Origin of the sequence: Pseudoalteromonas sp. T1lg23B (genome assembly GCF_002964665.1) — a bacterium.
Taxonomy (GTDB): domain Bacteria; phylum Pseudomonadota; class Gammaproteobacteria; order Enterobacterales; family Alteromonadaceae; genus Pseudoalteromonas.
Genome location: NZ_PQBZ01000034.1, coordinates 884,525 through 908,220 on the forward strand (window position 1 = coordinate 884,525; position 23,696 = coordinate 908,220).

At 44.6% G+C, this 23,696-nt stretch carries 19 protein-coding genes; 4 read left to right on the forward strand and 15 right to left on the reverse strand.

The window, feature by feature from the left end; genetic code table 11:
• Nucleotides 1–13 precede the first annotated feature (13 nt).
• From C2M32_RS12425 to C2M32_RS12460, 8 genes are read right to left on the reverse strand one after another with little or no spacing between them, the layout of a single operon-like run.
• Nucleotides 14–916 carry an SMP-30/gluconolactonase/LRE family protein gene (locus C2M32_RS12425; RefSeq protein WP_105168693.1) on the reverse strand — a complete coding sequence of 301 codons (903 nt, stop codon included), beginning with the start codon at nt 914–916 and terminating at the stop codon, nt 14–16.
• Nucleotides 913–3,309, reverse strand: coding sequence for a family 20 glycosylhydrolase (locus tag C2M32_RS12430; protein WP_158678215.1), 2,397 nt, complete (start codon nt 3,307–3,309; stop codon nt 913–915). The genes C2M32_RS12425 and C2M32_RS12430 overlap by 4 nt, the downstream gene beginning before the upstream one ends.
• 43 nt (nt 3,310–3,352) lie before the next feature.
• Nucleotides 3,353–4,327, reverse strand: coding sequence for a sugar kinase (locus C2M32_RS12435; protein WP_105168695.1), 975 nt, complete (start codon nt 4,325–4,327; stop codon nt 3,353–3,355).
• Nucleotides 4,324–5,760 (reverse strand): sodium:solute symporter family protein, encoded by a 1,437-nt coding sequence (locus tag C2M32_RS12440; protein ID WP_105168696.1) that lies wholly within the window; start codon nt 5,758–5,760, stop codon nt 4,324–4,326. Before C2M32_RS12440 ends, C2M32_RS12435 begins: the two co-directional genes overlap by 4 nt.
• 59 nt (nt 5,761–5,819) lie before the next feature.
• Entirely contained in the window at nt 5,820–6,206 is a 387-nt protein-coding gene (locus tag C2M32_RS12445; protein ID WP_105168697.1) for a RidA family protein, read from the reverse strand.
• Nucleotides 6,207–6,208: 2 nt separating this feature from the next.
• Nucleotides 6,209–7,681: an N-acyl-D-amino-acid deacylase family protein gene (locus tag C2M32_RS12450; RefSeq protein ID WP_105168698.1), complete on the reverse strand. Its 1,473-nt coding sequence runs from the start codon at nt 7,679–7,681 to the stop codon at nt 6,209–6,211.
• A gap of 3 nt (nt 7,682–7,684) precedes the next feature.
• Nucleotides 7,685–8,557 carry a MurR/RpiR family transcriptional regulator gene (locus tag C2M32_RS12455; protein ID WP_105168699.1) on the reverse strand — a complete coding sequence of 291 codons (873 nt, stop codon included), beginning with the start codon at nt 8,555–8,557 and terminating at the stop codon, nt 7,685–7,687.
• A gap of 11 nt (nt 8,558–8,568) precedes the next feature.
• Nucleotides 8,569–9,795: an amino acid deaminase gene (locus C2M32_RS12460; protein WP_105168700.1), complete on the reverse strand. Its 1,227-nt coding sequence runs from the start codon at nt 9,793–9,795 to the stop codon at nt 8,569–8,571.
• 438 nt (nt 9,796–10,233) lie between these two features.
• On the opposite strand from C2M32_RS12460, the gene C2M32_RS12465 reads away from it, so the two are divergent.
• Both C2M32_RS12465 and C2M32_RS12470 read left to right on the forward strand, forming a co-directional pair.
• Nucleotides 10,234–13,269 carry a TonB-dependent receptor gene (locus C2M32_RS12465; RefSeq protein WP_105168701.1) on the forward strand — a complete coding sequence of 1,012 codons (3,036 nt, stop codon included), beginning with the start codon at nt 10,234–10,236 and terminating at the stop codon, nt 13,267–13,269.
• 119 nt (nt 13,270–13,388) lie between these two features.
• Complete coding sequence (locus C2M32_RS12470) at nt 13,389–14,903, forward strand: tryptophan halogenase family protein (protein WP_105168702.1); 1,515 nt, start codon at nt 13,389–13,391, stop codon at nt 14,901–14,903.
• 58 nt (nt 14,904–14,961) lie between these two features.
• On the opposite strand, the gene C2M32_RS12475 is transcribed toward C2M32_RS12470, so the two are convergent.
• Both C2M32_RS12475 and C2M32_RS12480 read right to left on the reverse strand, forming a co-directional pair.
• The gene (locus C2M32_RS12475) at nt 14,962–16,473 is read right to left on the reverse strand and encodes a tryptophan halogenase family protein (protein WP_105168703.1); all 1,512 of its coding nucleotides are present in this window, start codon (nt 16,471–16,473) and stop codon (nt 14,962–14,964) included.
• A 304-nt stretch (nt 16,474–16,777) separates the two neighbouring features.
• Entirely contained in the window at nt 16,778–17,065 is a 288-nt protein-coding gene (locus tag C2M32_RS12480; RefSeq protein WP_158678216.1) for a helix-turn-helix transcriptional regulator, read from the reverse strand.
• Between the two features lie 199 nt (nt 17,066–17,264).
• Here C2M32_RS12480 and C2M32_RS12485 point away from each other — a divergent pair, with 199 nt between their 5' ends.
• Nucleotides 17,265–17,711, forward strand: a complete 447-nt coding sequence (locus C2M32_RS12485) for a helix-turn-helix transcriptional regulator (RefSeq protein ID WP_105168705.1) — start codon at nt 17,265–17,267, stop codon at nt 17,709–17,711.
• Nucleotides 17,712–17,844: 133 nt separating this feature from the next.
• On the opposite strand, the gene C2M32_RS12490 is transcribed toward C2M32_RS12485, so the two are convergent.
• The 3 genes from C2M32_RS12490 to C2M32_RS20540 are packed head-to-tail and all read right to left on the reverse strand — an operon-like array spanning nt 17,845 to nt 18,963.
• A complete protein-coding gene (locus C2M32_RS12490; protein WP_158678217.1) occupies nt 17,845–18,153 on the reverse strand; it encodes a hypothetical protein in 309 nt (102 codons plus the stop codon).
• A gap of 53 nt (nt 18,154–18,206) precedes the next feature.
• Complete coding sequence (locus C2M32_RS12495; RefSeq protein ID WP_105168707.1) at nt 18,207–18,755, reverse strand: hypothetical protein; 549 nt, start codon at nt 18,753–18,755, stop codon at nt 18,207–18,209.
• Nucleotides 18,756–18,783: 28 nt separating this feature from the next.
• On the reverse strand, nt 18,784–18,963 hold the full coding sequence (locus C2M32_RS20540; protein WP_158678218.1) for a hypothetical protein: 180 nt from the start codon (nt 18,961–18,963) through the stop codon (nt 18,784–18,786).
• Nucleotides 18,964–19,470: 507 nt separating this feature from the next.
• Here C2M32_RS20540 and C2M32_RS12500 point away from each other — a divergent pair.
• Nucleotides 19,471–20,730: an aromatic amino acid transport family protein gene (locus tag C2M32_RS12500; protein ID WP_105168708.1), complete on the forward strand. Its 1,260-nt coding sequence runs from the start codon at nt 19,471–19,473 to the stop codon at nt 20,728–20,730.
• 35 nt (nt 20,731–20,765) lie between these two features.
• Here the strand turns inward: C2M32_RS12500 and C2M32_RS12505 are convergent, their stop codons facing one another.
• Both C2M32_RS12505 and C2M32_RS12510 read right to left on the reverse strand, forming a co-directional pair.
• Entirely contained in the window at nt 20,766–23,102 is a 2,337-nt protein-coding gene (locus tag C2M32_RS12505; protein WP_105168709.1) for a methyl-accepting chemotaxis protein, read from the reverse strand.
• A gap of 122 nt (nt 23,103–23,224) precedes the next feature.
• Nucleotides 23,225–23,659: a GNAT family N-acetyltransferase gene (locus C2M32_RS12510; RefSeq protein WP_105168710.1), complete on the reverse strand. Its 435-nt coding sequence runs from the start codon at nt 23,657–23,659 to the stop codon at nt 23,225–23,227.
• Nucleotides 23,660–23,696: the final 37 nt, after the last annotated feature.

Sequence of the window (23,696 nt, forward strand, 5' to 3'; positions counted from 1 at the left end):
AAATCTAGCTTGTTCAATCTACTGCATAATTACGCCCCGCCACAGCCGTTCTAAACATTTCAATCGCTCCGCGCTTTTGCATGGTCACAAATACGGACTTACCATCCTCGCCACCAAACGCTACGTTGGTTGGGTGCTGCCCTTTGAGTTTAACCGCTTTGAGTAACTTTCCTTGTGGAGACACCACAGCAATCACACCTGCACCGTATCTGGCGATATACAAATTGCCGTCACTATCGGTCCGCATGCCGTCTAGACCAAAGTCCTTAAATTCAATGAATAATTGCTTATTGCTGATGTTACCCTTGTCATCGAGGCGGTATCGCCATACTTTGCGCTGCACGCTCTCATTCACATACAACGCTTTATTATCGGGGCTCACTTCAATCCCATTGGTGGTCCCCATGTCAGCTTCAAGCAAATGACTAGTGCCATCTTGATCAATGCGCCACAGCTGGCCTGTGTTATTTTTCCAATTAGGATCACTGGCAAACAAAATGCCATTGTCCATAATTGCCAAATCATTGGGCTGGTTCATCTTGTCGTTGTGTGCAAAAACGCTCACTGACGCGGACGCATCTGCGCCACTTTGCAGTGCATCGCGGCTGACTCGTAGCACATTGTGATTCACGTAGTCGGCAATATACATGTTGCCTGCCCTATCAAAACGAATGCCATTGCCTACACTGCCATTTGGCAAGCTGAGTAATTGACTGACTTGGCCCTTTGCTGTCACCTTGCCAATACGGCCTTGCTCGGCATAATTTACCGCATACAACACACCGTTATTATCCACCGCAGGCCCTTCTACCCCTTGTGTAAACACCTTGTCACCCACCCAATCTTGAGTAATGTAAAGGGGCTGCGCCTGTGCAAATCCGAAAAACGTGATAAAAGAACCGATTAAATATTTCATAATGTTCCTTGGCTATTTTGACAATCTAAATACAACTGACGCACGGGCTCGACGGCCGCCAACACCAGTTCACTTTGTAAGTTTTGCAATGAGCGTAACTGCTGAGCAACCTGAGCCTGCGCTTGAGGAGGGTGTGTCACTTGGCGACGGCAGCTTTCAATCACACCTAGCGTCATTACATTGAGTGTTAGTAGACGCGCTAATACTGGTTGTAGGTGTGTTAAATTGTCGTTATCGACCAATACCTGTTGACCGTCAAGCAGTTGAGCTTGTAACGTCAGTGTCTGCTGTACTACCTGTTCCAAAGCAGCGGTTTTGCCTGCACGATAACGCGAGAAAGCGCTTTGCATCTGGCGTACAGCTGTACTTTCGACAGGTAAAAAATCAACCAAATCATTCAGCGCAGCACCTTGATGATACTGACTCTTTAGGTATTTAATATGGTGTCGAGTGTAATAATGGGCGGGCTCCAAACGAGATGATAAAGCCAGTAAAAATGTCAGACTGCGCTGCTGCTGCGCATCACTGAGCGTAGGACTAAGTAAGTGACTCAAGCCGTTTAAATACTGTCGTTGATGTGCAAGCCCCACCACATTAGCGCCATAGTCATCCATCGCTTCGAGTCTGTGATACATATTTTCTCGGTTCTTTATTGACTGCGGCGACCATAAACGTTCAGCAATGGCAAATAAGCGCGGCCATATTCTGAGATCTAAGTTATCATCGCTGACCAGTTCACTCCAAATCGTGGCCTCTGCGCCCAAAATACGTTGTTGCTCAACAGATGTTAGCGGCTGTAATAATGAGACTTTGCTTGGCCTGAGGTTTTCCTTCAGCATTAAGGGATAACGGCTGTTACCTACCAAAACAGAGCTATCACCACCATTGAGTGCAAACTCAAACTCTAAGGGCCCCATCCAGCTATCTAACGTTACCAGTGAGTATTGTTTACCATTCAAAGAGTAGCTTTTACTAAATTGGGCGATTTTATGATGTTGATCATTGAGCTTAATCAGCACCTGCTGCTCAGCACCTTTACCCATAATGAGCAATTCACCGTGCACATCACTGCCTTTCAATCGCTCAATGGTAAAGGCATACGCTGAAGATAGCGCTAATGATAGATCCACTGGTTCATCATATGCGAGTGGATCATTACGATAGTGATAATCCGTATATTGTGGTTGGTCAATGTAAAAACCGGTAGACAAAATGCCTTGATAACCACTGCGCGCAAGCGAATTTAAAGAGTCATGACCACGCCAAGACTGTACCACAATATCACGCGGTAATTTGGGGTGATACACTTCATCCCAACCCATCATAATGCGCTGATGATTATTTAAAATTCCCTGTATGCGCTGATTAAAATAGGCTTGTATATCATGGCCATTTTTGAGATTGTGGGTGTTCATGAGCGTTTGGATATTGCTGTTACCCAGCCACTGCTCTGGGTCAACCTCGTCCCCGCCAATATGCACATATTGATCTGGAAACAGCGTGGTCATTTCACTAAACAACGTGTCTATAAACTCGTAAACCTGAGGTTTGGAAACATCAAGGAGTGGTTTAAAAACCCCCCAATGACGTTGCATACGATAGTCTTTTACTTCACTTATCAGTTGCGGATAAGCGACGGCTATCGCGCTTGCGTGTCCTGGCATACCGAACTCCGGCACAACACGAATACCATGCAAAGCAGCATAAGCGACCACATCCTTCACCTGCTGCTGCGTATAGTACTGGCCATCAGAGGCCTTTTGCGTCAACAAAGGAAAAGCCCGTGACTCTATTCGCCAGCCTTGATCATCAGTTAGATGCCAATGTAGTACGTTCAGCTTGGCCGCCGCCATACCATCCAATTGGCGCTTAATGGTATCAACCGAGATAAAGTGACGTACGCTGTCGATTAACAGCCCCCGCCAAGCAAATCTAGGTGCATCTTCAATGTGTAAATAAGGCAGCCGTCCACCTTCTGCGGTGGCAAGTAACTGCATCAAACTACTCACCGCATGTTGCGCCCCAACAACGCTGTTGGCTTGAATATGTATACCTTGTGCACCAATCTCTAAGGTATATGATTCATCATCACCGAGCTGTGGCAACAAGTGATGCGCTTTTTTGATGTTATTTGTCGATACCACAATGTGCAATAAACTGGTATCTGGCAAGGCGCTTTTCAGCAGTGTGGTTGAGCGCAAACTCTTATTTTGAGCGAGTGCCGATTGAAGCCTTACAAATTGTAAAGACTGGCGCTGCTCATCTAGTCCGGTCATAAAAACCTGTAGGTTTTCGGGTAAAACAAGGTGCTGTTGAGTTACCTGCATTTTTTTTGGCGATGGCATTAACATCAACCCGAGATTTGCCGATTCTGGTGTGGCTACCGACCTCATGGCATAACACCAGCACAGTGCAAAAAGGGCTAACTTTAAACAGTTATTCAACACAGTGCTCCTGCTCCAGTAAGTTGGGTAATAATGTTGGCGAAATGAGTGCCCCTTGATGCTGAATAACAACTCCCGCCAAGTGATGTGCAAATGTTGCACTGGCAACTAAGTCGTTTTCAAGTAAGAAATAAATTAGAAAACCAGCTGAAAATGCGTCCCCTGCGGCACAAGTATCTACTACAACCTTAGGCTCAAGTGGATATGCTGGCACCTCAATACAAGTTTTGGTTTCGCTACAGTAGAGTACACAGGGTGCAGCCCCCTGACGGACCACCAGCAATTGTCTGTCACTTTGTTGCCTTGCATGTAATTCTATGATTTCTTTAGTGTTACTTGTTCCATACAAGGCGTATTCATCATCGTCGGTTAAAAAAGCGATGTCAGCCATAGCCATCAATGCTAGATAGTCCCTTTGCGGGTCTACACATTCCCACAGGCTTGGCCGATAGTTATTATCAAAGATGACAGTACCACCATGGCGTTTAAATTTCCTTAGTTTATCAATTAAATAGCTTCTATGGGAGGCTGGCAAAATGGCTAAACTGACACCCGAAAGGTAAACTGCATCAATGCTGCCGTGAGTGAGCGCCTCACTGAGCGTTTCATCTAATTCAAAATAGTCGCGAGCCGCACTATTCGCTCTATCAAAGCGAAATCGGCGCTCACCAAATTGATCATGGCTGACCCAATACCTTGCCATGTTACGATGTGGGTGTATCAGCAAAAAATCGTCGTTTATGGCGTTTTGAACTAGTAATTGACGAAATGCAGATTCTTCTTGCGATGTCGCTCCGATTGCACTGGCATAGTAGATTGCAACAGGCGCGTGTGCGAGCTGAGCACAAAGATGCTGACAGTACCAAGCGGTGTTAAATGTATCGCCGCCAAAAAACACATTCCCATCGGCTCGGTGTTCTATCATGCATTCACCGAAAAACACCACTTTTTTGATTTGTACGTTCATGATGATGTTTGCTCCACTGCCCCGTGTGCCTTGCTCCCTCGGCGTTTTTGGCTGAACTTGCTCACCAGCACTCCAGCGACCATCGCACTGCAAAGCGCCGGTATGACTGGATTGCCAAACCATGCAAGCCAATTGTCTTGCTGAGCGACCAACAATGCCGCCATGACACTGCTAAACAGCGTTGCCAGCGCGCCCTGCCATGTGTAGTCATGCCAGAATCTACCTAGCAACCCCATCACGCAGAGACCACTCATCACCGTCGCAATCATATGGGTGATGTAACTGATAATATCATTTGATAACAACGCCATGCTTAAGGCTAAGGCCACAGTGAGTAACATAGCTACACGGGAAATTAAAAGTTGCTGTTGTACTGGCATGCTGTTGCGAAACAACCACTGATACATATCATCCACCAACACACTCACTCCCGCTATCGCATCAGAGCTGGCACTAGATAAGGTGGCAGACAACCCAGCAAGAATGATCAGCCCACCTAACAGCAGTGGCAGGCTATTTAAAGCCATGTAAGGAAAGGCAAACGCAGGATTATCAAGCTCGGCATTGAGCAAATAAGCGCTGATACCTATTAGAGCCGGAATAACACTAAAAAGCAGATATAGTCCGCCAGAAATAACAAAAGATTGGCGCACACTTTTCACACTCTGAGCTGAATAAATGCGCTGACGAAATGAAGGTGTCGCTAATACGCCAACTAATACCGCAATGGCTAAAGATATCGCTGGCATCACGCCTATTTTATTGACCGATAAAAAGCCACTATCAACAACAAGCTCACTGTGCCCAATTGCGCTAAGCCCTCCTACATGGTCTATCGCAAAATACGCCATTAATACAAAGCCGATAAAAAGCAGTACCGCCTGAATGGCATCCGTCCACACCACGGCACTATAGCCACCAATGGTCACATAAACCGCTAGACCCACGCCGATGATCAGCTTGGCTTGCCCTTGTTCAATGCCAGTGAGCCAAGATAAATACATGCCACCGCCAATAAGATGTGCGCCCAACCAACCAATACTGGCGCTGTAAATGAGTAATGCCAATAGCTTTTTAACCAAAGGGTGATTGTCGACATAGCTGGCAAGTTCCTCACTCATGGTGGAAAAGTTTTGCGCTCTAGCAGGCGCAAATAACCAAGCGAGAAGTAAAATACCCAGCGCGCCACCTATGCCATATAAAGCGCCCGCCCATGCATTTTCATAGGCAAAACCAACCGCGCCCATTGAGGAGCCCGTGCCTACCATAGTTGCCACTGTCGTACCCAAAGTTAGTAATACAGGTACTCTGCGCCCCGCCAGTAAAAAATCACTGGATGACTTTTGCCAACGAGATACCCACCAGCTAATTACTACCATCACAAATAAATAGCCCGCAAAAGCCAACAAGAAAAAACTCTGCTGTGATGTCATCTACGCCCCCTTCTTTGCGACTTGTGCTAGACGCCGCAATTGTGTCTATTCTCAGCCTGTTAATTGCCCTTGTAACAGGTGACATCCACTTCCACTTTGCAATCCACAACCAAATCCGCAACCATGCAAATACGCGCTGGCGGGTGAGCGCCAAAATACTGCGCAAATACCTTATTAAAGGACTGAAAGTACCGTGCATCGGTTAAAATCACCGACACATGGGTAACATGTTCAAGTGCATAACCCGCTTCTTCCATAATCGCAACACAGTTATCAAGGGCGACTTTGCTTTGTTCAATGATCCCCCCCTCAACTACTTCCCCATCACGCATCGGCGTTTGCCCAGACACTCGCAGCCAACCGCCCGCTTCAACCGCTCTGGCAAAGGGCAAATGCTGCCCGCCTGTACCCGTGCCTCCTTCGGCACCAATTCGTCTGATTGTCATCGTTATTCCTTATCTTGTGAACGAACTAAAAACTGCCCAGCCCTGTGTCTTTGTTGAATGCTGAATTGGTCGTCCCCTTCTTTGAAGCTAGTACGACCATTCACCCACACCTGTTTTATCCCTCGTGCTTGTTTGTGAGGTTGGCTATACGTCGCCTGATCCGAAATCGTCTTGGCATCAAACAACACTAAATCAGCAAAATAACCCTCTTTGATCTCACCACGATTTTTAAGTCCAAAGGTTCGAGATGATAACGCTGTCATTTTATGGATAGCTAAAGACAAATCTAAAGCATGTAACTGGCGAGCATATTGACCTAAAACTCGTGGAAACGTCCCCCATAGTCTAGGGTGCGGATGAGGATCACACGGTAGTCCATCAGAACCTATCATGCTGTGTTCATGACAAACAATATCCTGCACATCCTGCTCATCCATACAATGATATACAGCACCAGCTGGGCTCAGCCTTTGTGCGGCCTCTAGTAATGAAACCTGCCACATAGAGGCTATATCTTTGAGGGTGCGCTGTGCCATATCTGGATGAGGTTCAGACCAAGTGATAAAAATTTCACTTTCATCCGTTACCTGCTTTAGATCCAAGGTGCTCGAACTGGCTGCATAAGGGTAACAATCACAGCAAACAGCCTGATGCTGACGTTGTTTTTGTAGATGTGCTAATACTTGTTTCGCCCTACCCCAATTGTTTTTTCCTGCACACTTCAAATGAGAAATAACCAAGGGAACTTGCGCACTTTTAGCGCTAGCGAATGCTTCATCCATTGCATCCAAAATAGCGTCAAATTCAGTGCGCAAATGTGTTGTATATATGCCGTTGTAGGGGACTAAACACTGGATCAGGTCGCATACTTCTGCGAAACTTGCCGCATTCGCATTGGCATAGGCGAGCCCTGTACTAAAGCCTAGCGCCCCATCGGCTAGGGCCTCTGTTAGCAGCGCTTGCATTTGCGCAATTTCGTCACTCGTTGCAGTTCGCCCAAGCGCTGGCATCACTTGCGCTCTCAGTGAAGTATGACCTATCAACATCGCTGTATTTACGCTTGGTCTAACCTTGGCATACTGGCTTTGATACTCTGCCAGTGTGGCAAACCTAAACTCAACTTCATCACCGAGTAAGTTAATCGGGTCAACCAACTTTTCAGCGCCTCGAAATGGCACAGCACTGATCCCACAGTTGCCTGTGATGACCGTTGTCACCCCCTGACTCAGCTTATTGAGCATATGTGGATTACGCAGCACCTCTAAATCGTCATGGGTATGTACATCTATAAACCCCGGTGCCAGTGCACAGCCTTGTCCATCAACATAGTGTTTTGCACGACAGTGTGACACGTTGCCAATTGTCACTATGCGTTCGCCCATAATGGCAACGCCACCAAGTTTGGGGTCACAATATTCACCATTGTAAATCATCACGTTATGAATAACTGTATCCACAAGCTCAGTACTTATCATCGCTCAATCTCCCAATGGAAAACGTTTGTCCATGGGGTAAGCCCCACTGGCTTCATTACGGTGCTTATCCAGCTGCACCTTCAAGCGCCGCAGCTTTTCTTTTGAACGGCGTTGGTTTTTCATCGCCACTTCACTGGACAATATATCCACTGCCGCCATCATGGCATAACGTGCCGCACTGGGTTTAAAAATATAATCACTCTCTTGTGTTTTAATTGGCAAATGAAAGTCGGCCAGCGCTGACAACTCCCCTTCAGGACAGATGGCTATCACCACTGCGCCATATTCTTTTGCTATGCGAGTTGCATCCGTGACATCCGGGCTAACACCGCTGATAGACAAGCTAATGACGACATCATTTTTATTGATGGTTGATGCAGTCATGCGCATCAACATGGGGTCGCTATGGGCGTTACTGAGTATATCTAAGCGAAATAGACGGTTTTGACACTCTGTGGCCAACATACTGCTGCCCCCACCAACTCCGTAAATTAAACAATGCCGAGCACTGCAAATAGCGTCACTCGCTTGTTGCACCACATGCTCTTCAATAAGTCCTGCATTAAGGTTCAAAATCTCCTGAATCGAAGAATAGACGTGAGAAATATTCTCCCGCTCAACCAAAGATGTGCCTAAAAACCGCTCTCCAACAGCGGTTGACTTGGCCAATTGCAGTTTCAGATCGCGTACGTTTTCGCACTGTAGACTTTTTGCTAAACGCGTTATGCTGGCGTGGCTGACCTGCGCTCTTTGTGCTAATTCATTAATTGAAGCGCTGGCTGCAAAATGGAGGTCTGACAGGATAAGCTTGGCAACTTTTTGCTCTGCTCGACTAAAGTGGCCCATGCCTTGTGATATTTTGTCAATTATGTCCATAGCTAAGCCTTTTAAAAGTATGTGGTTAAGGTTTTAGTGATCACCCAATCATCTTCAACCACACCAATTTGTCTCCATTTATCAAAGGTTAAGCACGGGTGTGAAGTAGAGAAACAAACTAAATCGCCCACTTTGAGCGTGCAATCTGGTGCAACGTTCATCATGCAGTGTTGGTCCATAATATGCGTCACTCGCCACGCTGACGGCGCATTCTCAAGTTTTTGAGTAGCAGGTGTAAAAACCAACTCCGCCGTTGGTAGTCCGGCGTCAAAAGCTGCATCACGCTTGCCCAAACCAATGATTACTTGATCAGACTGGGTACGCGAAACCACATAGGCCCAAATGTACAAGCCTGATATTAAAGCGCCATTGATGTCGCATGCTAACTGGCAACGTTGTACCACTTGTTGCTGAGCAGATTGATAAATTCCAGTGTCATGAATAAGGTAGCAACCAGGGCGCAGTACATAGGTAAACTGTTCACGACTTTTACTGGCATTTAGGGCCTTTGCAACAACATCGTACCAAGCAGAGCCCGCGCCGGTAATAATGGGGTTGGCTAAGGCAAAGCCCTGACGTTGTTGAATTTGCACCGCTATTGCAATAATCTTTTCCACAAGCGTATTAATATGTTCTACGGCTTGCTCCGCAGCTACCACCCCCTCGTAAAAGCTCAAACCGCAAACATTCAGTGCTTTAAACTGCTGACATACATCCAACAGTTCGAGTGTCTGCGCCTGTGAACGCACACCACAACGACCATTCTCAATACCTACCTCTAGGAGAATGTTTAGTGCTACACTTTTAGTCGCAAAAAACTCCCCCAACTGGCGAGCATTATCTGGAGAGTCTACAAAACAGTAAAACTCGGTATCTGTCTGTGCCAGCAACTGCGCTATCAATTCAAAATGATATTTTCCCACCAGTTGATTGGCTAGAATGATCCTTTCTACGCCATGTTCTACTGCATTTAACACCTGCGGCACCGTTGCTAAACTAATAGCCCAAGCTCCCTGTTCAATTTGTTGGTGAAACAAGTCAGGCGACATGGTTGTTTTACCATGAGGTGCAAGCTTTACACCTGCTCGCATCGCATATTGCGCCATCCATTGTGCGTTATTGGTGATGGCGCTTTGCTTAACAACGGCAACGGGTAAGCTGACCTCCTCAGCTAAAATACTCCAGCCTTGAGTCACAAGTAATTCAGGCTTACCAGAGCCTTTTAGAAATTCAGACATAGTACCCTTTATTAATCCGTCACAATTATTTGACATAGTGATGTGACGCTAACCACATACGACTAATTTACAATCAAAAACAACACAAATATTAACCAAACTGCTTGCTTTATCGCCTATGGTAATGTTAAAAAGTAACAAGTTCAATAGTATTTTTATGTTACTTTTTAACATTACTGTTTGGTAGCAAACATTAATTTTGAGCTGAGCAGGTAAATTATGAGTACGTTTTGCGCCATTGTTACTTTGTCGTGATGACGCAACGTTTGTATGAGTAGTTAAACGTCATGTTACTCAAATATACAGGCCATCAATATTTTTTTAAAACTGAATGACAGCGATGTCAAATTTACTTTTTGAAAAGAAATGAATCATCACAACAACAAGGCATATCAAGCCCAGTCAACTTGATTTGCTCAACGATACAAGGGGAAGAAGGTGTCTAACAAAACATTTAAACGCAGCATACTATCGTCTACCATTGCGGTCGCGCTCTCTGCGGGCATTGCACACAATGCAAGCGCGCAAGACAGTCCAACTGTTCAAGATGATATTGAAATTATTCAAGTCAAAGGGATCCGTGCCAGTACAGTCAAATCAATTAACGTTAAGCGTTTTGCTGCGTCGCAAGTTGATGGTATTGCCTCTGAAGATATCGGTAAGCTACCTGATGTCACAATCTCCGACTCTCTACAGCGGATCACTGGTGTACAAGTTGAAAGAACCGCTGGAGAAAGCGGACCGGTACAAATTCGTGGTATGGGTCAAGTTGATACCACACTCAACGGCGAAGTATTTTTAAGTGCCACCACCATCGACTCCTCAGGTGCAAATTTTGGTGATCTGCCTGCTCAACTGTTTGCTGGTGTTGATGTGTACAAAACTAGCCAAACAAAACGTACCGCATCGGGTATTACTGGCTCGGTAGATTTAAAAACCCGCCGTCCTTTCAATATGAATGAAGGCTGGGTATATAATGTTTCTGCTGACGTAACACAAGGCTCAATCAGCGAAGAAAGCGACCCGACGCTTACTGGTTTAGTCAGTTATAACGCTGACAAATGGGGCGTGTTATTTTCAGCGGCGACTCAAGAGGCAACGTTAGCGACTGACTACAACGGCTATTTCGATACGTCTGAAAACGGTGGTATTGGCGCCGCCAACAACAACTTTACTTGGGGTCAAAACCCGCGCGGTGAAGAAGTTCGCCACGTTGTACCACAGGGTTTTGCAGCCTTCAATAAACAGGAAAAGCGAGAACGTGAAGGCTATCAATTTGCATTTCAAGCCGATTTAAGTGAAGGGTTTGAACTAGTATTCGAAGCTTTTTATACAGATCAATCACGCTTTAATGACCGCCGAGGTCTGTCACAAAATAACCGCTGGTACAGCTTCAATGACTATGCCTACCCGACCGAGTCTGGTTGGACTGGCGATACCTTTACCGATGCCGATGGCAACCCTTGGGGTGCCGTCAACGACTTCTACTTGAAGCCATGGCGTCTACAAACCTTCACACAGGTAAATAACAACTTTGAAAAATCAACCAACCTAAATCTGGAACTGAATTTCAACAACGGTGGAGCGCTTACCGGTCAAGTACGCGCCACGCGTGCTCACGCATCGGCTAGAATGCGCCATGGTTATGGTGAAGGTGACATGCTGAGCATCGACCGGGGTACTTTGGTGACGGGTCCAGGGCAATTAACCCCCGCCGAATTTTGTGGTAGCGATGACGCCATTGTGGGTGATCAAGGTGGCTGTTACGCGGCATTCTCACCCGGCGGTATTGAAGATGACAGCTTTTTACTTCGCTACAATGCCAGTGGCGAGTCCCCCGTGTTTAGCGGCTTTGAGCAAATGGTCAATGGTGGACAAGGTAGGATGAGTGTGGCCGATTACATGGGCAGCATTGATTCATACCATATCGGTGCATTTTCTTCGGAAGGTAATACCGACGATGAAGGTGAAATCAATACCTTCAGTACCAAATGGAACTACCAATTTGATGACGTGACCTTTATTACCAGCGTAGACTTTGGTATTCGCGTTATGGAGCGTGAGGTCGATCACGATCAATTTACCTACACCTCTGAATTTGGTGATGGCTGTGATGTTGCCCAGTGGAAAGCCGTTGACCAATACCACACCACTGCAACGTGTGAGGGTAACCCTGCTGCGGGTGAGTACCTAACACAAGATGTAGGTGATCTCACTGCTGGTACTTGGGTGCCCTATACGCTGTTAAACCCCGCTAGGTTAGATAAGTACACCACCGTTAGTCAGATTTCTAATTATGGCAGCGTGCAAGGTATCCCGAGCATGTGGTCAATTGACCCGAGTAACTTTCGCGACCCCCGCCAGTTCCACCTCGATACTTTTGGCAACGTGCAACGTATCGAAAATGCGGGTGCATCTTACGATGTGGAGTTGAATGAATTTAGTTACTTTCTGCAAGCAAACTTCGAATACAACATGTTCAAAGGCAACTTCGGTATGAAGGTTATCGAAACCGACTTGTATGTAAAACAAAATTTGGCAGGGTCTAACCTACCTCACAGTGGCTTGGGCCCTGATATTGGTGATGTTGTTACTGAGCGCAGTTATACGGATTACTTGCCATCGGTCAATATTACCGCTGATGTCACTGAGGATGTGATCGTACGTGCTGCCTATTCAAAAAATATGCAAGCGCTGACACTGAGCAATTGGGGCGGTGGTAAAACCGTGGGCAAAGCTATCAACGGCGAGTGTGACTGCTTGCGCGTTGTTAATGGCACGCTATCGGGTAACCCTGAACTAAATCCATGGCGCTCGAAGAACTTCTCTCTTTCTGCTGAGTGGTATTCCGGTGAGGCATCCATGGCATTTTTAGCACTTTACAAAATTGATATTGAGAGCTTCACAACAGATGGAACAGTGATGATTGATGAGCCCGATGATGACGGTATCCGTCGTGGTCCATGGCCTTTCACCACCCAAGTGCAGGGTGAAGGTGGCTACGTAAAAGGGATTGAAGTCGGTATGAAAGCCGCATTTGGTGACTATACCGACATCAGCATCTTGCAAAACTTTGGTGTTGATGTGAACTATACCTACAGTGACAGCGGGTATGATACCAATGAAAGCGTGTTTGGCGAGCTGCCATTTCCGGGCAACTCAAAAGACACTTACAACTTTGTACTGTGGTATGAGCAAGATGAGTTTTCTACACGTCTAGCTTGGAATTCTCGCAGCCCACGGTTAGTGACAACGGGCTCAAGCGCTGTGGGTGGACAATCTCTTTATCAAGATGATTATTCACAGCTTGATTTCAGCGCGACCTATCATGCCACTGACTACCTAGATATCTTCTTGCATGGTTCAAACATTACCGAAGAAGTACAACAAACGTATTTACAGTTTGCTGCACAAAAAGCATTCCGTAATGAATATGAATCTCGTTGGACCCTTGGTGTTAGGGCAACATTTTAGTTGACATAACACTTCTGCCCAAGACTACCGCTTCGCGGCGGTAGTCTTATTTATGTAAATTACCACTGAATACAAGCACTGCTTTGATGTGCAGCGACCCACTACCTTGAGGATGTAATATGCAAATAACCCAAGACCCGATTAAAAAGTTTGTCATCGTCGGCGGTGGTACCGCAGGCTGGCTAGCGGGCGCAACACTTGGCAACATCTTCAAACATTCCGATGTTGAAGTTGAATTAATCGAATCCGAAGACGTTAATATTATTGGTGTAGGTGAAGCAACCATTCCACCACTTATCGACATCTTAGAGAGCTTAGGCATTGATTTATCTGAATTTATAAGCGCAACTCAAGCGAGCTTTAAGTGGGGTATTAAATTCGAGAATTGGTATCAAAAGGCGCATAGCTACTTTCACCCTTTTGGGGAGCTTGGCCAGCGTATTGATGGCCATGAATTTTATCAATGCTGGTTAAAACTCAAAGCCCATGGGGATAACACACCACTGATGGCTTATTCACCAGAAGCCATGCTCGCTGAGTATAAGCGCTTTTTTGTGCCACATCAGGCGATGAATACCCCACTTGCAGGCGCTCGTTTTGCACTCCATCTTGATGCGGTTTTAGCCGGAAAATATCTGCGAGATTTTGCACAGAGTATTGGCGTCAAACGCACCCTTGGCCATGTTGAACTGGTGGATAAAACCTTAGATGGACAGATTGCATCTGTCACCTTAACGTCCGGTCAAACAATCACTGGCGACTTTTTTATCGACTGTAGCGGCTTTAATAGCTTGCTAATTGGTAACGCACTAAACACAAAATATCTTGATTGGTCTGAATATTTACCCTGCAATCGCGCCGTTGCGATACAAACGACTTTATCTGACGATATTGCACCTTACACCATTTCCCGAGCACAAGAAGCTGGCTGGAGCTGGCACATTCCGCTGCAACATCGCATGGGTAATGGTTATGTTTACTGTGATAAATACATCAGCGACGAACAAGCCATTACAACTTTGATGGACAACATTTCAGGGGAGCCGCTAACTCCCCCTCGTGTTATACCTTTTAAAACAGGCTTGAGGGAACAGGTTTGGCATAAAAACTGTCTCGCCCTTGGATTGGCGCAAGGCTTTTTGGAGCCACTTGAGTCAACCGCTATCCATTTGGTATCGAAATCATTGGCTCTGTTTGTTCGAATGTTTCCAACCAAGCAGCAAAACACCATATTGCAAGCTGAGTTTAACCGTCGTATACATCAAGATTACGCAGAGATCCGTGACTTTTTGGTATTACATTATTGCACCACTAAACGCGACGACAGCCCTTTTTGGCAAGACTGGCAGCAACGGTCCATTCCACAAACTTTGCAACAACGTTTGAACTTTTTCGCACAACATGGCGGTTTGCTCAACGAAACAGAAGCGCTGTTTCAAGCAACCAGTTGGTATGCTGTATTAAATGGCATGAGAGTCACGCCAATGGCGTATAATCCAACGTTAGATGCTTTAAATTTAGATACACTGCGCAAAAGTTTAACAAAGGGCCGCTCAGCGCTTGAACACTGCGTACTTAAACAGCCCTCACATGCCCAGTTCTTACGTGAGTATTGTCCAGCGCAACATCCCTGATGCTGACTATGACCCTTGAGATCAGAATACCGATAATACCCTATTCTGATCTTATCAGTTATACATCGCTTAGCGCTTTACAGTGCTGATTAATAAAAGCTTGGTGTGATAAACATTGTGATGCAGCCGTTGCTAGTTTAGCTTTTAACTGCACCAAATTCTTCTCAATTAAATGGTTATCTAAGCCCTTAATGCGCGCATCAAAACGCTCTGGTTGTAAGTTAAACCCGTAGAACATTGCCAGCCAACTTGCCTGTTGAAAAGACTCATTAGCATATTGCACCACATGCCCCTGACTTTGGTATACGGCGAGTTTGTGTGCAAGACTCTGCGGTATCGGCAGTTGCTGGCAATGTCGCCAAAATGCCGTGTCATCACGTTGCGTTAGCTTGTAGTGCACGAGTAAGAAGTCAATGATGCAGTCAAGCTCGCTATTGTGAAGTCGATTTACTTCATTGATGTCTGCTTGATTAAATGATTTGTCAGGGAAGAAAGTCAGCAGTTTCGCCAGCGCGGTTTGAATAAGAGAAATGCCCAAAGACTCCAGCGGCTCCAAAAATCCCGCCGCGAGCCCAAGCGCAAAACAGTTTTTGTGCCAGATCACTTTTCTGCGTCCTTTTGGAAACTTAAAGTGTTTTACCTCTGTAATGGTTCGCCCTTTGACACTATTTAACAGGCTCTCTTTGGCTTGTTCATCACTGATAAATTTACTGGAGTAGATATAACCATTGCCCATGCGATGTTGCAGTGGAATACACCATTGCCAACCAGCTTCTTTGGCTATGGCTCGGGTATAGGGTGTCGGCGTATCTTGCAATTCAGTTTGCACAGCGACAGCGCTGTCACAAGGAAGCCAATGAGTATCTTCCTCAAGGCCAACCCCCATTGCTCCTTCAATTAATACGCCTTTAAAACCTGAACAATCAATAAATAAATCGCCATCGATGATCTGCCCATCGTTGAGTTTTAACGATTCAATCATACCCGACTGTGCATTTAGCGTTACTTGAGATACCGTTGACAAAATGTGGCAAACTCCCCGCTCCTTGCAAAATTGTGTCAAAAACCGAGCGTATAACACCGCATCAATATGATAAGCATAGGCGTAATGATTGATTGAATTCCTGCTTTGCTCATTTGGCGCGGCAAAGGCCCCCTTTTTGGCCAGTACACAGGCAAAACAGTAATCTTCTATATCCTGTGTTACTCCCTGAGTCTTGAGCTTATTGATATATTGATGAAACTCAACGTTCTCCAGTGGTGCACCATAGGCCGCGAAGGGATGGAAAAACCGCGAACCTTTTTGGTACCAATCTTCAAACTCAATCCCCAACTTAAAAGTAGCTTGCGTGGCTTTGATCAGGTCGGCATCCGCAATACCCAGCTGGCGATTAAAATCTACGAAGTTTGGAATGGTCGCTTCGCCTACTCCGACGGTATTAATGTCTGGAGATTCGATAAGTGTGATAGTAAGATCTTTCCCTTGGGCATATCTGGATAAACTCGCGGCTGCCATCCAGCCTGTTGTGCCACCGCCGACAATGACGATTTTCTTTATTTCATCAGTCACAGACCACCTTCTTGTTATTGCTTTTAGTCACTCTAATATAAACTAAAATCCGCTCAGCTCTAAGTCAAAATGCGCAAAAAACATACCGATTACAGAGCAAAACGTTGAAAGTGTGGGTATTGACTTGGAAGGTGTAGAAAAGAGAAAGCACAAAGAGCCAAGTAACATACAAAAAGGTGAAATAAACAGCCAACGACTAAATAGTGTTTATTCCACCAGCAGAACGCAGTTATGAAACTGCTACAGGTACGAGAACTTCGAGTTATGCTCTGCTAAGGTGCAGAGCACAAAATTAGAATTCAGATCAGGCGGACCGTCTTTCCTCAACAGGGCTATATTGTTCGATAAACGATAGAAAATTGGGTTGACCAAACAGCATCATAATATCAAGCAACTGGCACGCGGTAAGTTCTGTTTTACCAGATTCCCAGTTTGAGATCGTAGCCTGATCAACGGGAGTGACAAGGCTTTTACCTAGCTGTGCCTGAGTCAATTTCATTTCACGTCGCAACTTACGAATAGTCGCTGGAATATATTGTTTTGCTGCCAGTGTATGCGCCTTACGTGTGCGCTCGTTTCTTCTTATTGTCATCATATATCCATATTTGGTAATAGTCGGTATTCTACAACCGCACAACAATTGGTTGTAAATCACCACATGGTCCTATTTGAGTGAATGTATATCACAACAATACATCCACAGCCCCCTGAAACACCGAAATAGACAAGATGATTTATTTCATGTAGCCTATCTGGGTCAACTGGTAAAATAATTGATCGGATTGGGTTATATGTCAAATACTTTTGCAACAAGATTAAAACAATTACGCATTTCGGTGGATGAATCACAGGTAAATTTTGCTGAAATGTTAGAGATCCCGGTCCCATCATATCGAAAGTATGAGAAAGGCGAGCGAGAACCCACCCTTTCGGTTATTTCCAAGTTTTTTGAACACCCTTCGACTAAAGCATTCGCGCAGTGGCTTATTACTGGCGAAAACTACCCCAATGCGACCACTGATAAACCCATTAGTACACAGAATTATTCCCCTACTTTGTCTGAGGGTGAGTTTGAACAGCAATTTGTAAAAACCGCGAAAGAAACGTTGTTATTCATGTGCCATCTTGGGTGGTTTAAGTCAACGAAGACCGCTGACTTCGAAACATGCGGACAACTGTTACTCAGAGACTTAAAACCGCTTCTAGTAGGATCATTTAGAAAGAATAAAAGTGCTTAATCCTAGCAATATCAATGTATAAAGGATTCTATACAGCCCTAGACCGAGGTAATGAGTATATCCTCATGTGAAACGCCCAAAGCTGGGATTAACACGTACATGTAGCCAAACTCGTTTAAGAAGATACTTTGGATCACTTAACCACTTTGAGGGTTGTTACCGTTTTATCACAGCCCGAAACATCAGGCTTGATCACCACAGCATGTTGTATTTGTTCGGATTCTCTAAACTCACTTATCCGCTTAAACATCACTCGTACACCGTCATATTTAACAAAGTCATTGTCACTTTCGAGTACTTCACCTAAATCCATCACGATATCGTAAGCTTGGTTATAGGCATGTTTTGAAACCGGATCATTCTGAATGGGTTTTGACCTAACTAGAAACGCTTTGAGTTTCTGCTCACTGGGAGATAAGTTTACGCCTTTGACCAATGACATAACAAAACAAAAAAAAATCAGGCATGTGAGGCAGGTCATCGTCAGAATAAGCATCATGCTGTCACCCTCGCGCGATATCTTTGAGACGTAAATTTGAGTACAAAAAACATGGTGATGGCGATGTCCATAATTGATTGAGAGGCGATGAAAGGGCCATAAAAGCTATAAAGGATATTAACGTCAAAATACCCTCTCAATATGAGTTGTAAGAGATTTGTCAATGTCCCTACAAAGCTCATAAATAAGCAAGTCCTTGCTACAAACGAGAAGCGGCAGTTTTTTATTGAATGAAAGAAAAACATCAGCAGGCAAAAGGTTGCTGAGATACTCACTAAAAATGAATAGTAAAAACGCCTCAGCTCAAAGACACCCACATCGAGTGAAAAAATATAAGGTATGGTGTGGGTAATGAGTATATTTATAGTAAACAAGCATAGGCAAGTTAAAAAACATGAATAAAGCTCTTCATCAGCAGGAGATTTAAATCTATAAGCACTAAATACTGGTATATTTCGCCACTTAAGATTTAAAACAACCAAGATTAAAACTGCACATTCTAATGCTCGTAATCCCCAAGCCACTAATGTGTAAAGTTCATTCATGTTTTTCCTTTAAAATACTCGGCGAGCCTTATTCTGGAGGCTGGTGACCGTGTCCTGATGAACCTGCACCTGACACCAATTGACATTGATGTAATTCCAATTGACTGCTGTGTCTCTCGCTCGAAGCAAGCTTCTTATTCTTTGGCAATGCTCTATCGCAAGTATCCAGCCTCAAAATATTCCCTATAACTTTATTCAGTGCCAACATTTCATTTACCTCTTGGTATAAATTGTATAATGAATGCCGCACAAAATGTTACCCCAATGTTAAACACATAATAACCTTACGTCAATTCTAGACGTCCAAAAGATGTAACATTTTATACAGCGATACGCTATTCATGGACTTGCTCATATTAGGAAACACGCCACGAACATATTTATATTAGGGAAATGTGAAAAAAATGAAATGATTATTAACCAAATTAAAACTAATTTCTACTATATAACTGAATTTAATAGGTTATTTTTGTGAAATTTTTTCTTCCTTGAATGAATATAAAGTTGTTATTGCCTTGATACCCTCACTAAAGAGCGTCCATATATCTATTTTTCAGATAACCCTAAATACAAATACCCCAAAGCATTGAGCGCAACAATTAAACACTTTGAACACTCTTTAAGCACAACTCATCCGAAGAGCTGAATTACACATGAATCTTTATTTAACTTCTATTATGATGCGGGAAATTTTTAAAACTCAGGATATATTTTTATGAGTCATTCCCCAGAAGTAATCGCTACCGATACATCTTCAGTCAGTTGGGGTAATTGGAGCAAACATGATACCCACTGGCTCCTTAGTTTATTTGGTACTGCTGTAGGTGCGGGCATTTTGTTCTTACCAATTAACATCGGCATTGGTGGTTTTTGGCCGTTACTGGTAATGACATTATTGGCTTTTCCAATGACCTATTTGGCACACCGAGGACTTGCCCGTTTTGTACTCTCCTCTAAGCAAAAAAATGCAGATTTTACCGACGTAGTAGAAGAACATTTTGGCGCGATGGCGGGCCGCCTCATTTCATTACTGTATTTCTTCTCAATATTTCCGATTCTACTAATTTACGGGGTTGGCCTGACTAACACAGTTGATAGCTTTATGATTAATCAATTGGGGCTAGAGTCCTTACCGCGCGCTGCACTCTCTGGGGTTTTGGTTGCAGGTATGATTGGTATTATGCTTGGTGGCGAGAAGCTACTTATGCGCGCTTTTGCGATACTCGTTTATCCATTAGTCGCGATACTCCTGTTTCTGTCTTTGTACTTAATTCCACACTGGCAACTACCTATTGTTGAGACTCCCGAGGTAAGTGAACTGGCTTCTACCTTATGGTTATCGGTGCCTATTGTGGTGTTCTCATTTAGTCACGCTGCAGCCATTTCTAGCTTTGCTAACGTGCAAAAACGTCACTACAAACAGCAAGCAACCAGTAAAGCTGAACGTATCCTAAAGTACACGTCGGTGTTCTTGATTTTATTTGTACTGTTGTTTGTGATTTCCTGTGTATTGTCTCTGACACCAGAGCAAATGGATAACGCAAAGCAAGCAAATGTATCTGTACTTTCCTATCTAGCCAATATATATGATAACCCGTTTATTGCGATGCTTGGGCCACTCGTCGCCTTTGTGGCCATAACATCGTCATTTTTGGGCCATTTTATGGGAGCACGCGAAAGCTTTAATGGGCTGATAACTAAACAACTTTCATTGACCTTTTCACAGGCAGACAAACTGGGGATCGGATTTATGTTTATTGCTATTTGGGTGTGCGCCGTTGCAAATCCAAGTATCTTAGACATGATGGGAGCCATTTCCGGACCTATCATTGCCATGATTTTGTTTATTATGCCAACGGTCGCAGTATTTAAAGTACCCGCCTTACAGTCATACAGAACTCACATTGGCACCTACTTTGTGCTCACTGTCGGCCTACTTGCGGTTTCTGCGTTGCTGTACAACATGTTAGGTTAACCTAGCAATAAAACTCTAGTCAGGCTGTTAGCTGACTAGAGTTTAAAGCGGCCTACCAAAGCCTGCAGGCGGTGATATTCCGATTCGACTTCATCACAACAACCAGATGCTATCTGAATATTATTGCTGTTGTTCTCGGCCAGATCACTGATACTTGATACCTGATGTGCCATATCTTTTGCCACTGCACTTTGCTGTGACGTTGCTGTTGCCACCTGAGAGTTGTAGCTTTCAATCGCCATTACTTGCTCGTTAATTTGCTCAAATGAGGTCGTGACATAGGTAGTTGTAGCAAAGGTTTGCTCAACGCTCGCCAAAGCCCCTTGCATCGAAGCCACAGTTTGTTTAGAGCCACCTTGTAAGGCTTCAATGATAGTGTGGATCTCCTTAGTCGAGTCCTGCGTCTTTTGCGCCAGCGCACGCACTTCGTCCGCCACGACCGCAAATCCGCGCCCTTGCTCTCCAGCACGAGCAGCCTCTATCGCGGCATTTAACGCCAACAAGTTGGTTTGTTCAGCTATCCCTTTTATCACCTCTAAAACAGAGCCGATATCTGCGCTATCTTTTGCCACCTTGTCCACTTCATGCGATGTCGCGGTGATGATACTTTTAAGCTCGTTGTTGTTGCGGACATTGGCCTCTACATTGGCTTTACCACCCGCCACTTGCTCAACGGCTGTATGGGTTGCTTCGTTAGAACTTTCCGCTGATTGCGCCAGTGATTCAGAGGTCTGTGCCATCTGTTCTATCGCTGCCGATAGCTGTAAGGTCATGCTTGATTGCTCAGATGACTGCGTTGCCACTTTGTTAAAGTTCTCTCTGAGCGAAGTCACTGAACGGTCCAAGTTTTTAGATGAGTCCGAAACTTCACACATTGCTTCATTGATGCTTTGCATCATCTTGTTGAGTGAGCGACCAACCTGACCTATTTCATCATTGTCAGCCTTGTTGAATCGTAAGTTTGCTCTTAAAGACAAATCTAACGAGGTCGCTACTTTGACAACAAAATCATTAATCGCCAGTACCGGTTTAGATAAATAACCGCCTAAGAACCATGCTATTGCTAATCCCATTAAGATCAGTACAACACTGAGCATCACAGCGGCAATCAACATAGTTTCCAACAGGCTTTCGCTCGCCTCAAAGCCTTCCTCTGTGCTGATCTCACTGACTATCGCCCAACGTAGCCCCATTAAATCTAATGGGGCAAAAGCAGAGACCACCTCAATGTCAAAATAGTTATTGCCTTGTAAGAAACCATTTTGTCCTTGCAGTGCTTGCTCAACCGCCTGTGTTTTTACCGTCGCTAAGCCCAGTGTAGAGTTTTTCGCATCAATTTGGTTAATTACATGACTGGCAATGCCTAGGCGCTTAAGACCCGTTATATATTGAGCCTTATTTTCTAAAAACAAACGACTTTGAGAACGCATCAAATGATCTTCACCCACTAGGTAGGTCTCTCCAGTTTCTCCAAGCCCTCTTTGCTGCCATTGCTGACCGTAGTTCATGATGTTGTTAATGTTGTCTACTGGCGCTTGAAAAATAAGCACCCCTATACGCTGATTGTCACTAAATATAGGCGTTGACAAAAATGCAGCTGGCGCCTCGTAGGAAGGTGTGTAAGGTTTAAAATCTATGAGCGAGACTTCTCCTTGCTGGGTTTTCATTGCAGCTTGGTACGCATCTCCCAAGCCTGAGTTGCTGTATGGACCAGAGCGTAACGAGGTAGCAAAGTCGAGTTCTTTAAACACTGAGTAAACAACATCGCCAGTTTGCGCATCAACGATAAAAATATCGTAATAACCAAATGACTCTAATAGCTGTTTGTAAGAATCGTGATATTTCACATGGGTTTGTGCGTAGTCGCTGCCATCTTGGGCATCATAGAGCTCACTTTTACTGCCCAGCGGGTGCCGATTGTTAGAAATGTAAGTGTATTGAATAGCTCTGGCATTGCTAGAGAGATCCGCCAACAACTTTTGCGTATTTATTTCCGCATTATCATTTAGCTCTCGATAGTTAGCAGCGAATTGCTGTTGATAGAAACGTTGCAAAGAGGTGTCTATTTGAGCCTGACTCGTACCCGAAATCTGCTGCTGATACTGAGAAAAACCAGAGCGAAATGCGATAGTCGCATCGACCGTCATTGCCGAGGATGCCAGCGTTTTGATTTGCTGCTGCATCATGTCAAAGTAGCTTTCTAGTTGCTCTCTTTTTGCATCCCTGACACCCACTAAACGATTTTGTAACTGCTCCTGCAAAGCTTCATTAGCATTAGATTTTGCTAACACTGTTAGAATGCCTGCTGTCGCTATCACCGCTGCCGCGACAATAATTGCCACGTTTAATATAATTTTGCTTTTTATTCTCACCGCATACCTCTACTGCTTGCTGCAAAAACTTCCTGCACAATAAGTAAATTTAGCAGGAGTTTGTACAACAACCACTTTAATTTATACACATAAACTCTTGAGGGCATCGTAACTGCCTTTTGTTACAAGTTTTGTTTGTAAATATTTGGCACCGTTATTTGCATAAACGGGTAAGCATCGCTGATGGGTTCAAAGCCATATTGCTTATACAATCCGTGTGCATCCTTAGTTGCTAGCATGGTGCGACGTAACCCCTGCAATTCAGGATGTGCATGGACCGCGGCCATTAATTTCTTGCTAAACCCCTTACCACGAAAAGCAGGCTGCACAAAAACATCTGCCAAGTAGCCAAATGTAGCCTTGTCAGTGACCATTCTAGCAAATGCGATTAAACCATCTTGTGGGTCTATGATGGCAAAGCACACACTGTTCTCTAATGCTTTTTTAAGCAGTGGTTTGGGAATGTTTTCTGCCCAGTAAGATTGGCTTATATACGCGTGTATATCATCCAAATAAGAAAGGATAAGGTGAGAGTCTGAGGTCACGTTAACTTGCATATCGGGCTCCATTTGATGCAATAGCGTGATAAAAAGA

What these genes read in the sequence shown, in the direction of transcription:
- C2M32_RS12435 (WP_105168695.1), bottom strand. Translation starts at nt 4,327, where the DNA reads ATGAACGTACAAATCAAAAAAGTGGTGTTTTTCGGTGAATGCATGATA.
- C2M32_RS12510 (WP_105168710.1), bottom strand. Translation starts at nt 23,659, where the DNA reads ATGCAAGTTAACGTGACCTCAGACTCTCACCTTATCCTTTCTTATTTG.
- C2M32_RS12455 (WP_105168699.1), bottom strand. Translation starts at nt 8,557, where the DNA reads ATGGACATAATTGACAAAATATCACAAGGCATGGGCCACTTTAGTCGA.
- C2M32_RS12485 (WP_105168705.1), top strand. Translation starts at nt 17,265, where the DNA reads ATGTCAAATACTTTTGCAACAAGATTAAAACAATTACGCATTTCGGTG.
- C2M32_RS12495 (WP_105168707.1), bottom strand. Translation starts at nt 18,755, where the DNA reads ATGAATGAACTTTACACATTAGTGGCTTGGGGATTACGAGCATTAGAA.
- C2M32_RS12470 (WP_105168702.1), top strand. Translation starts at nt 13,389, where the DNA reads ATGCAAATAACCCAAGACCCGATTAAAAAGTTTGTCATCGTCGGCGGT.
- C2M32_RS12460 (WP_105168700.1), bottom strand. Translation starts at nt 9,795, where the DNA reads ATGTCTGAATTTCTAAAAGGCTCTGGTAAGCCTGAATTACTTGTGACT.
- C2M32_RS12425 (WP_105168693.1), bottom strand. Translation starts at nt 916, where the DNA reads ATGAAATATTTAATCGGTTCTTTTATCACGTTTTTCGGATTTGCACAG.
- C2M32_RS12445 (WP_105168697.1), bottom strand. Translation starts at nt 6,206, where the DNA reads ATGACAATCAGACGAATTGGTGCCGAAGGAGGCACGGGTACAGGCGGG.
- C2M32_RS12500 (WP_105168708.1), top strand. Translation starts at nt 19,471, where the DNA reads ATGAGTCATTCCCCAGAAGTAATCGCTACCGATACATCTTCAGTCAGT.
- C2M32_RS12430 (WP_158678215.1), bottom strand. Translation starts at nt 3,309, where the DNA reads ATGAGGTCGGTAGCCACACCAGAATCGGCAAATCTCGGGTTGATGTTA.
- C2M32_RS12480 (WP_158678216.1), bottom strand. Translation starts at nt 17,065, where the DNA reads ATGACAATAAGAAGAAACGAGCGCACACGTAAGGCGCATACACTGGCA.
- C2M32_RS20540 (WP_158678218.1), bottom strand. Translation starts at nt 18,963, where the DNA reads ATGTTGGCACTGAATAAAGTTATAGGGAATATTTTGAGGCTGGATACT.
- C2M32_RS12440 (WP_105168696.1), bottom strand. Translation starts at nt 5,760, where the DNA reads ATGACATCACAGCAGAGTTTTTTCTTGTTGGCTTTTGCGGGCTATTTA.
- C2M32_RS12490 (WP_158678217.1), bottom strand. Translation starts at nt 18,153, where the DNA reads ATGTCATTGGTCAAAGGCGTAAACTTATCTCCCAGTGAGCAGAAACTC.
- C2M32_RS12450 (WP_105168698.1), bottom strand. Translation starts at nt 7,681, where the DNA reads ATGATAAGTACTGAGCTTGTGGATACAGTTATTCATAACGTGATGATT.